Annotated in this window: 8 protein-coding genes; 4 read left to right on the forward strand and 4 right to left on the reverse strand. The window is 70.3% G+C overall.

From position 1 onward, the window contains the following. Positions 1-112: 112 nt before the first annotated feature. Genes G4D85_RS40180 through G4D85_RS40190 form a run of 3 tightly spaced genes read right to left on the reverse strand, consistent with a single transcriptional unit; the run spans position 113 to position 4,445 of the window. Positions 113-1,705: a DUF1501 domain-containing protein gene (locus G4D85_RS40180; protein WP_164019552.1), complete on the reverse strand. Its 1,593-nt coding sequence runs from the start codon at positions 1,703-1,705 to the stop codon at positions 113-115. Positions 1,706-1,713: 8 nt separating this feature from the next. Next, a complete protein-coding gene (locus G4D85_RS40185) occupies positions 1,714-2,727 on the reverse strand; it encodes a hypothetical protein (protein WP_164019553.1) in 1,014 nt (337 codons plus the stop codon). 2 nt (positions 2,728-2,729) lie between these two features. Next, positions 2,730-4,445 (reverse strand): hypothetical protein, encoded by a 1,716-nt coding sequence (locus G4D85_RS40190; protein ID WP_240359784.1) that lies wholly within the window; start codon positions 4,443-4,445, stop codon positions 2,730-2,732. A gap of 551 nt (positions 4,446-4,996) precedes the next feature. Here G4D85_RS40190 and G4D85_RS40195 point away from each other — a divergent pair. The 3 genes from G4D85_RS40195 (at position 4,997) to G4D85_RS40205 (ending at position 9,917) form a co-directional block, all read left to right on the forward strand. Then, positions 4,997-7,195, forward strand: a complete 2,199-nt coding sequence (locus G4D85_RS40195) for a site-specific recombinase (protein ID WP_164019554.1) — start codon at positions 4,997-4,999, stop codon at positions 7,193-7,195. Positions 7,196-7,440: 245 nt separating this feature from the next. Continuing rightward, positions 7,441-8,535 carry a fatty acid desaturase family protein gene (locus tag G4D85_RS40200; RefSeq protein WP_420821747.1) on the forward strand — a complete coding sequence of 365 codons (1,095 nt, stop codon included), beginning with the start codon at positions 7,441-7,443 and terminating at the stop codon, positions 8,533-8,535. A gap of 80 nt (positions 8,536-8,615) precedes the next feature. Then, the gene (locus G4D85_RS40205) at positions 8,616-9,917 is read left to right on the forward strand and encodes a PQQ-dependent sugar dehydrogenase (RefSeq protein ID WP_164019555.1); all 1,302 of its coding nucleotides are present in this window, start codon (positions 8,616-8,618) and stop codon (positions 9,915-9,917) included. Between the two features lie 64 nt (positions 9,918-9,981). Here G4D85_RS40205 and G4D85_RS40210 read toward each other — a convergent pair whose 3' ends face one another. Then, positions 9,982-10,719 carry a hypothetical protein gene (locus G4D85_RS40210; protein ID WP_164019556.1) on the reverse strand — a complete coding sequence of 246 codons (738 nt, stop codon included), beginning with the start codon at positions 10,717-10,719 and terminating at the stop codon, positions 9,982-9,984. 110 nt (positions 10,720-10,829) lie between these two features. Here G4D85_RS40210 and G4D85_RS40215 point away from each other — a divergent pair, with 110 nt between their 5' ends. Next, positions 10,830-12,830 carry a CHAT domain-containing protein gene (locus tag G4D85_RS40215; RefSeq protein ID WP_164019557.1) on the forward strand — a complete coding sequence of 667 codons (2,001 nt, stop codon included), beginning with the start codon at positions 10,830-10,832 and terminating at the stop codon, positions 12,828-12,830. Position 12,831 lies beyond the last annotated feature (1 nt).

A 12,831-nucleotide genomic window follows, 5' to 3' on the forward strand; every position in this document is an offset into this window, starting at 1 on the left:
CTCTCCTTCGAAGAACATCGGGGAGCGTAGGCCAGGAATTGCCGCCGTGCTCGCTGTCTGGCCCGCAGGGCCTGATTCCGTACAGGACGCTCGGCTTCGCGACGAGAGCGCCTCAGCCCCTCACGACGCCGTCATAGACGCCGTAGCCGCCGGGGATGAAGAAGTCCCTCCCCGGCTCCAGCCCGAAGGCCCGGAGGACCGTCGCCGCGATGTCCTGGGAGCGCGGCGCGCGCATCACCCGCTCTCCGGACTCCTCCACCAGCGCCACCGGCGCGCCCATGGGAGAGCCGTTCATCGTCTCGTCGTACCCGCCGAGCATCTGGTTCCCCTGGATGCCGCCGCCCACGAGGATGGCGCACGTCGCCGGGTGGTGGTCACTCCCCTGCTTCGGGAAGGTCCGCCCGAAGTCGCTGTAGACGTACACCAGCGTCTCGTCCAGCAGCGTCCGGGACGGGTCGGCCCGGCTCGGCGTCAGGCTCATCTCGAGGCACAGCCGCCCCACCATCTCCAGCGCGATGCGCAGGTGGTTGGTGTGCATCTGCGGCCCGTTCGCGCTGTGGGTGTCGAAGGTGTTGTTGGAGAAGCTGGAGGCCCGCAGGTTCACCGACGACACCAGGTCCGACTTCAGCAACTGCAGCGCGAAGGCGTAGTTCCCCATCGACGCGCCCGTGCCGCACGAGTCCGCGTAGCCGATGCAGGCAGACCAGTCCACGGGGTAGGCCGGGTCGGCCTTGAGCTTCTCCCAGGACGGCGTGTTGGCCAGCACCGACAGGATGTCCCGGCGCACCGTCCGGCTCGCGCCCTTGTACGTGTCGTAGAGCTGCTCGAGCATCGCGTCCGTGCCGATGCTGGACACGCCCCGCTCCTGGCGCAGTGCCTTGAGCAGCGCCGCATCCACCGCGGTAGCGGGCACCGTGCCTGGGAGCGCCGAGCCGTCGAAGGCGACATCGGGCACGTCGCTCCGTGCCCGAAGCCCCTTCCAGGCGCTGTCGCGCTTGTCGGACAGCGTCGGCTCCACCGAGGTCGCGGAGTGCAGCACCGTGGGGTTCGCGAGCGCGGGCAGCCCGAACGCGCCCGGCAGCGTGCCGCCCAGGCTGACATTGGGAATGGGCCGGTCCGGGAAGCGCCGGGACATCGCGTTGGCGATGACCGCCTGCACCGACGGAGACCGGAAGTTCGAGCCCGCAACACCGCACATGCTCGCGATGATGCCGCTCGTATGCGCGGCCGTGTTCTGGTCCGCCCCCACGAGCAACGCGGCCTTGTCGAAGAGCCTGTACGTGGGGTCTGCCCAGGCGTAGCCCCAGGGCCGGAAGTTCTGCGTGTTCCCCGACGCGGGATTCAGCTCCCTCGTGTCGGCCGGGTTCGCCCAGTTCCAGAAGATGGGGCCGCGCAACTTCCGCACGGCGCCAGGCGCGTCCAGGTCCACCGGGGAGCGGTCGAAGTTCTCCACCTGCTCGGGCCGGTAGCCGAAGGGGATGATGCCGCCCTGGGGCGCGGGGATGAACTTGTTGATGCCCGCGCGAGTCAGCGGCGAGAAGAAGGTCTCCCAGTGGAGCCCTCCATCCAGCCAGATGCCCAGGAGCTTGGTCGGCCGTCCCGCGGTCGTCTGCGCCGACGCCACCGGCAGCCCGAAGCGCGTCATGAGTCCGAGGTGAGCGGCCCCGAAGGCCAGCTCGAACAGCTTGCGACGAGTGAGCTTCATGGGGGGCCTCAGTAGAAGATCCAGTGGGGGTGGCGGATGAAGTACGAGCACACGCCCACGTAGGCCGGCTCGGTCTCGGTGGGCGTCGCGAGCGGCACGAACACGTCCTCGTACAGCGCGTCCACCTGCGCGTCGGTGAACCGCTCGCCCAGGAAGTGCAGCGACCACCGCCGCAGCGTGGCCTTCACGTCCGCGGGGTTCGCGGTGCGCGGCGTGCCCGTGGGGAACAGCGCCTGATTGCCCGTCTTGGCCAGCGCGCGGCGGCACCACCGCTGGGAGACCTGCGTCAGCGTGAGCACGAAGGTCGGCGACGAGGTCCGGTCATGGGACACCTGGTTGAGGACGGAGCCGCCCCCCAGCGAGTGGTAGCGCTCCCCGGTGACGTTCTGCCGCGGCATGGGCAGGGCATCCGGCGGTTGCAGCGGATAGAAGTCGTCCCCCCGCGACTCCGCCATCGGCATTCCGAACTCGTTGGCCGAGGTGAAGAAGTCATCGTGGCCCAGGCCCAGCTGCTGGTAGAGCGCGCGCTGCACCTGGGTGGCGCTCATGCGGGTGATGCGCGGCGCGTCCGGGTCCGGACGCGCGTCCCGCTGCTGCGCCGCGAGCCCCTGGATCCAGGCGCGCACGTCGGCCACGGACAGCGTCGCCGTGCCCTCCGCAACGAGCTGGGCATAGGACTTCTGGCCGATGGGCATCTGCTTGAACGCACCGGTGCCACGGCCCTCCAGCAACCGCACCAGCTCGCTGTCATCCGGACTGCCCGGCTTCACCATCCGGACGTCCGACACCAGCAGCGACTGGAAGGACTCCGGAGAGGCGAAGTAGCCACGCGCGCCCTGCGAGTGACAGCCTTCGCAGGTGGGCTTGAGGCCCTGCATGATGCGCACGGTCTCCGAGCTGGCCGGTGTGGCGCACAGGGCCTGGCCCTGGGTACGGAGCGCGGACGGGGTGCCCTCACCACCACACGAGAGGACGCCAGAGAGGACCCCGGAGAGCCCGAGGAGGAACACGAAGCGGCTCATGGTCAGCGCCCCCTCTGGAAGAGGTTCGACTGCGTGAGTGACTTGACGAAGGGCCGCACCTTGCGGCCTCCCGCGATGAAGCGCGCCACCTGGTCGTCCAGGTAGCCCGCCTCGCCCGCCGGGTCGATGTCCCGCCCCAGCACCTGCGTGTGCAGGCGCCGCACGACACACCGGTCGAACGCGCCCGCCGCGACGATGAGCTTCGCGAAGCCGAGCGGGCCCACCGTCCCGTCACTGCTCTGTCCGAGCAGGGTCTGCTCCGGAGGCAGGAAGTCGAGGAAGATCACCTCGGGGTTCACCTGCGCCTGGGCCTCCGTCACGGGCGTGAGCAGCGTGTCGGGCGAGTACCACCGGTTCCAGTGGCTGAACGGGTCCACGCCGTAGGGGTACGCCCCCGTGCGCCACCGCGCCGGCCAGTGCCAGACGGTGCCGACGCCCGGCATCAGGTACTTCGCGCCATAGCCCTCCGTCGCCGCGCCTGTCTTCGCATAGCGCTTGAAGTGGATGGCCGCGGGGTCGAGCCGGCGGTGGCAGTGCTGGCACGGCCCCTCCGTGCCCGGGTCCCTCCGGTATTCATTGAACTGCTGCCCCGAGGGCGGCGCGAGGACCTCACACGCCAGCGTCTCCAGGGCGCGGGCACCGCGCACGCGCTCGCGCGGGTAGGCCGTCAGGAAGCCCAGGCTGGTGAGCATGCCCGCGGCGGGGATGCCCCGGGACGCACCCGTCTGGGTGCGCGGGTCGAACTTGTAGTCGCGCTCGGCGAGGAAGAAGGGGTTTCGCGCGGGGACCTGGTACTCGCGCCACGCGAGGGGGTCTCCCGGGGAGTGCTCGGGGTCCACCGGCGCGCTGGAGTACCGGGACGGTCGCCACCACGAGTCGTCGTCGAGCAGGCGCGTCTCGCCGCCCGCGAGCCCCTGCATCACGTAGGCCGCCTGGAGGCGGGTCGGCCCGACGGAGTAGGTGCCGAGGATGAGGTCCGTCGCCGGCCTGTCATGCCACGCGATGTGGGCGAAGAGGCGGGCGGGCTCCTCGGAGACGAGCCGCCGCTGCCCCTCCCCGTTGTAGGGCGCGTAGTTTTCGAAGCCCGCGTACACCTGGAAGTCGGCGAAGCAGCGCACGGCATTGGGACCACAGCCACAGGTGCCTTCCGGACCGAGGAGGCCGCAGCTCACCGGGATGGGGTTGCCATTGACTGGATCTCGCCCGGTGCCCGTGGCCGCGGTGCTGGCCGCGAAGCCCACCAGCGTCACCGTCGTGCCGGGGGCCCACCACGGCTCGATGGAAAGCTCATCCGCCGGTGAGCCATCCGCCTTCAGACCGGTGCACGCCGTCGTGTCTCCCCGGAAGTACTTCCAGGCGCCGGCCCTTGCCGTGTCCGCCGGGCACCGCTGAATGGTGCGCTGCTGCTGCAGCCCGTACTCCGGCGCGTCGGCGGTCCTGGGCGTGAGCGGGAGGTTGAACCAGTCGCGCGCGTGCTCGAACATCGTCTGGTAGAAGGCGGGCTGCTGGAGCGTCTGGTCGACGAAGGCCGCGACGAAGGCCCGCTGCGCGGCGTCGTCGCCCGCTGCTTCCAACGCCGCGTACTCGTCGCCCGTCGGCGGAGTGCCGCGCAGCGCGAGCGAGGCCCGCCGCAGCAGCCGGCTCGGCGTGAGGACGTCGCTCTTCTCACCAGCGTCGGGGTCTTCCGTGGGAAGCGGCTCGACGCAGCCCGCGTCCACGGAATCCCCAGGAGGATTGGAAGGAGTGTTCCCTCCGACTCCGCCAGTGCAGCCCACCCAGAGCATCAAGGGCAGTACCCACCAGAGAGGACTCTGCGTTGGCACCGGTCCGCGAGGCGGATCGGGTGGCTCCTGTCGAGCGTTGAGAACAGACGAGACGCGCGGGTTCATTCGTCGCGACAAAGCAACCCGTATGCCGCGAGCGCACGATGCTACCGACGTGCGCGCGTACCTCTACAGCGACACCTGCGCTCCGGAAGACGCCGCGGCCTCGTCGGGGGATGAGCCCCCCACAATGAGGCTCGTGCCCCCCAAATCACGGGCGTTGAGAAACGACTGCGCGCACGCACGAGCGACGACGCCCGCACCGGGACAGCGCGGACTCGCGGCGCGTCGGTGGCCATCCTGCGAGTGAGGGCAGACGGGCAGCGGGTTGCGGTCCGCGGTGCTGGAGACTCGCTCTCACTCGCGTGGAAGCGACGCTCGTGGAGCAGGCGTGCACGGACGCAGTGGTTTCCCATTCTGTTTGTTTGGGAACAAAATTTTGACACATGGCCATCAGCCTCTCCCCTGCTCCGGGCCTCGGGCCCATGTGCACGCCGCCCACCTCCGAAGAGCTGCTGGCGCTCTACACGGAGACTCCCGAAGGAAGCGCGCTGCTGTCCGAGCTGCACGCGCTGCTGGCCTCAGCCTCCGCGCTGACGCCGCTGGCGGAGCGCCTGGCCTGGCTGGAGCAGCTCGTGCGCTGGCTCCGGGCAGACGGGGCCGTGCCTTCCCGGCGCGGGCTGTTGGCTCCGGTGGAGTCCGTGGGCTCCTCGCGACTGCGGCTGCTGGTGGAGATGCTCACGCAAGTCCCCGCATGGCGCGAGGCCGTGCGGGAGGTCCTCTCCACCGCGCTCGCCGAGACCTCCGCGCTGAGGCTGCTCTCCGAGCCGGGGCTGTCCACCGGCCGGGGCCTGCTGGGAGACCTGGTGTCCCGGCTCGGCCAACGGGTGATGCTGGCGGTGGATGATGAGCGGGAGCTGGCGGCATGGGTCTGGCGGTTGCTCCCCGCCGCCGACGACGCGACCTGGCTGGAGGAGCTGGCCGAGGAGCACGTGTCCGCGCTGTGCGAGCTGCTGGGCCCCGGCTGCTTCGCCCCGCTGGAGGCGGCGGTGGAGGACGCGGTGGCGGTGCTCGCCTCGCGCGCCAGCGCCCTCGGCCTCGCGGGTGACGTGCTGTCGCGACTCCCGCCAGCGCCCCTCGCGCAGTCGGTCTTCATCCACCTGCCGCGCGCCTGTGAAGCGCTGCGCGTCGCGGTGCGGGCCGGCGCCAGTGGACAGGCGCTGGCGCGGGAGCGTGTGGCCTGTGCCGAGGTCATCGCCGGTTGCCGCGCCGCCACGCGGGCGGTGCTGCACCACCTGCATGCGCACGCGGTGGACACCGACCTCGTCTACCGGCTGGAGCTGCTCGGCCACGTGCTGGACCGGCTGGAGGCGCTGCTGTGGCTGCTCGCGCCGGACGGCTCGCGGGCCCTGCCGTGTGCCTCGGTCCGGCTGCTGTCCTCGCTGGTGCGAGCGAATGCGCAGGGGCGCAGCATCGCCGGGCTGTTCCGCGGCAGCGTGCGCTGCATCTCTCGGCGCATCTTCGAGCACACCGGCGAGGTGGGCCGCCACTACATCACCACGAGCCCGGACGACTATCACCGGCTGGTGAGCGCGGCGGCGGGCGGTGGGCTGATCACCACGGCCACCGCGGCGCTCAAGCTGCTCATCGGCTTCGCGGCGCTGCCGCTCTTCTTCCAGGGCCTGGCGGCCTCCGCCAACTACGCGCTCAGCTTCCTGCTCATCCAACTGCTGGGCTTCACGCTGGCCACCAAGCAGCCCTCCATGACGGGCGCGGCCCTGGCGGCCTCGCTGGACGTGAAGGCGGGCGACAAGGGCATGCGCAGCCTCGTGGCGCACCTGGCCTGCATCACCCGCTCCCAGCTGGCATCGGTCTTCGGCAACCTGGGCGCCGTGGTGACGACGGCCACCTTCGTGGGCATCGCCCTCCAGGCGCTCCAGGGCCAGTCGCTGCTGACGCGGCACGAAGCGGAGTACGTGGTGCACTCGATGCACCCGTTCCGCAGCGGCACGCTGTTCTTCGCCGCGCTCACCGGGGTGCTGCTCTGGTGCGCCAGTGTCTTCGGCGGCTGGCTGGAGAACTGGGTGCACTACCGGCGGGTGCCGGAGGCGCTCGCGCGCCATCCCGGCGTCATCCACCTGCTGGGGGAGACCCGGGCACGGAAGCTGGGCTCCGGGCTCGCGCGCCACGCCTGTGGCCTGGGCGCCAACGTCGCCCTGGGGCTCCTGCTGGGCATGACGCCCGCCGTGAGCAGCTTCTTCGGGCTGCCGCTGGACGTGCGGCACGTCACCCTCAGCGCCGGCACCCTCACCTACGCGGGAGCGGCGCTGGGTCCCGAGCGACTGCTGACGCCGGACTTCCTGTGGGCGGTGGTGGGGCTCATCATGGTGGGCGGCATCAACCTGGGCGTGAGCTTCGCGCTGGGCCTGGCCGCCGCGGTGCGGGCACGGGGCCTGGAGCCGGTCGGCATCCTGCAACTGGGCCGGGTGGTGCTCGCCGGAGGAATCCGCTCCCTCTCCGACTTCGTCCTCCCGCCCCAGCCCCTCCTGCCCGCGGGCCGCCCTGCTTCTCCTCTGGCAGTGCGCTCCGCGGCGCGGCTGCGCACCGCGCACCGCCCGAGGCAGGAGGACGCGGCCCGCCACTGAGCCGCCCTGCCAGGTAGTGTGGTCCCACAGCTCCCCTGGGGGCGCCCTGTCCCCTGCCTGGTGGGTCGCTACACGGAAGACGCATGGATTCCCCCGGGGCTCCGATACGATGCCCCGCGTGCGACCCTCCGGACGCGCATGCACGGACACCCTGGAGTCATCTTCTGAGTACCGCCGTCCCGCTCCGCGAGCCCTCGCCGCCCCCGGCCTTTCCCACCCTCGATGTCGCCGCCTTCGACCAGGATTTGTCGGCCCTTCGCGCCGAGCTGGGCACGTCCTTCGAGCCAGAGGAGCTGACCCACTTCCACAAGCTGGAGCGCTGGGGACGGGCCTGCACGCTGCTGGGCTACGCCACGGCGTGGCTCGTGCCCAACCCGCTGTCCGCGCTGCTGATAGCGCAGGGCAGCACGACGCGCTGGACGATGGTCGCGCACCACGTGACGCATCGAGGCTATGACCGCGTGAGCGGCGTGCCCGCGCGCTACACCGGACGCGGCTTCGCGGTGGGCTGGCGCCGCTTCGTGGACTGGCTCGACTGGATTGCCCCGGACGCCTGGCGGCACGAGCACAACGTCCTCCACCACGGCCGCACCGGAGAGCGGGTGGCCGACCCCGACCTGGTCGAGGACACCACCGGCTGGCTGCGCGACTCGCGCATGCCGCGCTGGGCGAAGTATCTGCTCGTGGGCATCATCGCCTGCACCTGGAAGCTCACGTACTACGCGCCCAACACCTTCCAGGAGTGGCGCCGCTCCGAGCGCCGTCGCGCGGGAGGCCAGAAAGAGGCCGACAGCCGCCTCATCGAGGCCTTCAACCCGCTCACCGTCGAAGGGCGGGCGTTCTGGTGGACGTGCGTGCTGCCCTATGCCGCCGTGCGCTTCGCGCTGCTGCCGCTGCTGTTCCTCCCCCTCGGGACCTGGGCCGCCCTCAGCGTCCTCATCAACAGCGTGCTGGCCGAGGTCATCACCAACCTCCAGACCTTCGTGCTGATTGCCCCCAACCACGCGGGCGATGACCTGTATCGCTTCGACGACCGAGGGACAGGGCGCGCGGAGTACTACGTGCGGCAGGTGGTGGGCGCGGCGAACTACCGCACGGGCGGTGACGTCGTGGACTTCCTCCACGGCGGGCTCAACTACCAGATTGAGCATCACCTCTGGCCGGACCTGACGCTGCGGCAGTACCAGTGGCTCCAGCCGCGCGTGAAGGCCCTCTGCGAGAAGCACGGCGTGCCGTACGTCCAGGAGGGCGTGTTCCGCCGCGTGGGCAAGCTCCTCCACATCATGGTCGGCAAGACGTCGATGCGGCGGATGTCCTCGCGCCAGCTATCCGCGGGCTGAGCGGCGTCCGACAATGCGGCAAGCCGGCCCCGCCGTGCTTATCTGCTCTCCATCCCCTCGAACTCCGTGGAGACAGCCTGATGCGCGCGTTGATGAAGAGCGTTGGCCTTGCCGCCGTCCTGTCCGGGCTGGGGTTGGCCCATGGCCAGACCGCCAGCCCGCCCTCCGGGCAGAGCGGCAACCTTGCCCCCGGCCGCGCGGAAGGCAGCCAGCAGTCGGTGCCCCGACAGGGGCCCAACCCCACGGGTGCACCTGTCGAGACGGCGCCGCCCAACGTGCCTGAGTTCAAGCCCGCCTTCCCGGGGCAGACGCGGGCGCCGGCCGTCCAGACGCGCACGGCCTTCCAGGTCACCGAGGTTGCCTCCGGCTTCAACAGGCCCTGGGCCATCGCCTTCCTGCCGGACCAGCGCATGCTGGTGACGGAGAAGCCGACCGGCGCGCTCTACATCGTCACGCCCGAGGGCAAGAAGTCACCGGCCGTCGCGGGACTGCCGCGCGTGGATGGGCGTGGCCAGGGAGGCCTGCTCGACGTGGAGGTGGGGCCCGACTACGCCCAGAGCCGCCTCATCTACTGGACCTATTACGAGCCCCGCGAGGGCGGCAATGGCCTGGCGGTGGCGCGCGCGCGGCTCGTGGACGGCGCGAAGCCTCGCGTGGAGGGCCTGAAGATCATCTTCCGCATGCAACCCACGCTGGAGTCGACGCTGCACGCGGGCGGACGCCTCGTATTCACACCCGACAGCAAGCTGCTCGTCATGCTCGGTGAGCGCTCCATCCTCGCTGGCCGGGTCCAGGCCCGGGACTTGAAGAGCCACTTCGGGAAGATCGTCCGCATCAACCCGGATGGCTCGGTGCCGAAGGACAACCCCTTCCTTGGCAACAAGGAAGCCCGGCCGGAGATCTGGTCCCTGGGCCACCGCAACATCCTGTCCGCGGCGCTGGACGCGCAGCAGCGCCTCTGGATTGTGGAGATGGGCCCGCGCGGGGGTGACGAGCTCAACCGCCCCGAGGCCGGCAAGGACTACGGCTGGCCCACCATCGGCTACGGCGAGGAGTACTCCGGCAAGCGCATCCACGAGAGCACCCAGGGCCCGGGCATGGAGCAGCCCGTGTACTACTGGGACCCGGTCATCTCCCCGTCGGGGATGACCATCTACTCCGGGGACCTCTTCCCCGAGTGGCGCGACAACGTGTTCATCGGCGGCCTCTCCAGTCAGGCGCTGGTGAGGCTGGTGATGAAGGACGACCGCGTCGTGGGGGAGGAGCGGCTGCTCACGGACCTGGATGCCCGCATCCGCGAGGTCGTCCAGGGCCCCGAGGGCGCGCTCTACGTGCTCACCGACGACTCCGACGGCAAGCTGCTCAAGCTCACGCCGCGCTGACTCCGCTTCGGCGTGCGGCCCGTCCCGGCACCCACCAGGGCGGGCCGCGGTACGTCGGGGGCGGCTACAGCGTGTGCGCGTCGGGGTTCTTCGGTGCCTCGCGGCGGAGGTTCTCGTCGAAGACGATGGCGGTGCCCGACACGACGGAGCCCAGCGTGGGCATGTCGTAGCTCTCCTGGGTGATGAGGACGGCGTCGGCGCCGAGGTGGCACGCCGCGGCCCGCAGCTCCTGCATGGCGCGCACCTGGTGGTTGGAGCCTCCAGTCTGGAAATGCGACTCCAGCTTCAGGTGGAGCCCGGCGAGCTCCTGGTAGCGCGCCTCGGGCTGCTTCGTGCGCAGGATGGCGAGGCGGCAGTCCGGTGGCTTGGAGGCGAGGTTGGCGAGAATGCCCGAATGTGAAATCTGCACGGGCGTGTCGAAGGCAAAGGCAATCGCCTCCACCTCGTCACGCTCTCCCTGACGCCCGTACTCCTCGGACTCGATGAAGACCCGCTCCGCGCCCACCCGGCAGGCATTCTCGCTCAGGAGTTTCTCGGCCTGTTGCCGGTCGAGCCCCGACCCCGAGAGCTCGAGCCTGGCCACCCGGCGGGTGTGACGCGCGCCCGTCAGGTCCTGCTTCACGAACTCCACGGCGCAGCCAGCGGGACGCGGAGAGAGGGACGCGGTGCGCTCCTTCACGAACACGGCGGGCGGCCGCTTGAGCAGCACTTCCTGGGCCCGGCTCGGGCCGGTGGTGGTGCAGCCAGTGCCCGTGAGCAGCGCACACAGGGCGAGGGGGAAGTGGGAGAACGGGAATCGCATGGGTTCCTACCTCGGTGAGGCGGGCTGTTTAACAGGAGGGCCCGGTGCGAATGAAGTGCCCCTTCGTCACACACTTCAGCCAGCCACTCTGCCTTTCGAGAGGGGGAAGCGTGTCCGCGAGAGACTGGCTGCAGATAGACATCGAGTGTGTAGGGGCCGAGATTCGAGCCAGGACCACGGGCAGCCGAAGCGAGCAGACCGAACCGCGCTCGTTTGGCCCGGAGCTCGCCGCCGAGAAACTGGGCCTGTTTGCCCAGCAGGTCCAGGACGCCGCGGCGCGCGCACAGCCGCTGGGGGACTCGCTGCATCAAGCCCAGGCACTCCACCGGGCCCTCTTCTGTGATGACACCCAAGGCGTCCTGCTGCGGCTGAGGGAAGCGGCGCAAAAAAGGCCGCTCCTCCTGCGGTTGATGCTCGGTCGCGATGCCTCACTCCAGGCCTTCCCCTGGGAGGCGCTTTGTGAGCCCGACACGACCGTGGGCTTCCTTGGCAACTCGGCGGACGTACTCCTGGCGAGAGGCGTGAGGTCGAAGGAGCCCTGGGCGCCTCGCGAGGTGACGGGTGCCGTCCGGATCCTGGTGATTGCGCCTTCGGAGGGGAGCGACCTGTCGGGGCTGCGGGGCGCGCTCGAGGAGCGCATCACCGCGGGAGAGGTCGAATGGCTCGATCCCCTGGTGGGCCCGCGCGCCCGCTTCTCCCAGATCTCCGAACGGATGAAGCGAGGGCCCATCCCCCACGTCATCCACTTCATCGGACACGGAACCGTGAACTCGGAGGGGGTGCCCCTGCTCCGGCTGGCGGATGAAGACGGCGAGGAGAAATGGACCGAGGTGGAGCTGCTGGCCCAGCAGCTCAAGGAGGGCTTTTGCAGATACCTGCGCCTCATCGTGCTCGAGGCGTGCGAGGGCGCCAGGCCTGGGGCCCTGGCCAGCGCGGCGGAGTGGCTCGTGCGCAGTGGCGCCGACGCGGTCATCGCCCACCTCTGGCCCGTCAAGACCGACATCGCCCGGGCCTGCTCGCGGACATTCTACCGGAGCCTCACCGGCGCGGGCTCGCGGCGAGGCGATGTCGCCCTCAGCCTCAATGAGGCGAGGCGGGGGGTGCTCGACGGATTCAGGCACAGCGCCGAGGCCTTCTCGCCGGTGCTGTACCTGCGCGGCAGCGACTCCATCCTGTTCGACTTCCAGGTCCAGCACATCGCCCCGCCGCTCCCCAGCGCCTCGGTGCCCCGGGCCGACACGCCCGCCCCCGCCCTGCACAAGCTGCTGCTCCAGCCCTTCTCGCTCGTGCTGGGAGACCGCTGGAAGGACGAGCAGGGCGTGATGGACGGCTTCAGCGAGCGGCTCCGCCAGGCCCTCGTCAAGAAGGTGGGGCCCATCCCCACTGGACTGTCCCTGAGCGCCCTCGCACAGCACTATGAGCTGCACTTCGAGGAGCAGGAGCTGGACTTCGAGATCCAGGAGGTCTTCGGGCACACCGCCGCACTGCCGCTCATCGACGTGCTGGCACGGAAGCTCACGCCCGGCGTCCACATCACACTGCTGCGGCTTCCCAGGCTGGAGCTGGCCCTCGCCGAGCAGCGGCCGGAGCTCACGCTCTATGTCATCCATCCGCCTGGGCCGGGCGGCAGCCAGGTGACGGTGCTACGGCGCGAGGGGGGAGACACCCGCTGGGAGAAAGTCCGGCAGCTGCCCGAGATCAACCCGCAGCAGCACGTCATCGTGCTCCGGCTGTACTCCGGCTACCTGCCACCGGACAAGTACATGCGTCCCCTCCTCACGGAGGACGACTATCTGCGGGGCATCCGCAAGCTGGAGCGCATGCTGCCGCTCGACCTCGCGGACTCGCTGATGGGGCAGCTGAACATGCGCCCTGCCCTCATCATGGGCCTGTCGATGCTGACCTGGCAGCACCGGATCCTGCTCTACCGGCTCTTCGGCGAGCGCCCGCTGCCGAGCGGAAGCCTGGTCGTCCTGGAGCCCGGTGAGGCGGAGCAGGAGTTGTGGGCGCGCGGGAGGATCCCCTCCGCCCGGGAGGGAGTGCAGACGCTGGAGCTGAGCGCCACGGACATGCTGAGGCCCTTGAGCGCGGCGGCCCAGGAGCAGGTGTGAA

This window comes from Pyxidicoccus trucidator (assembly GCF_010894435.1).
In the GTDB taxonomy this organism is placed as follows: domain Bacteria; phylum Myxococcota; class Myxococcia; order Myxococcales; family Myxococcaceae; genus Myxococcus; species Myxococcus trucidator.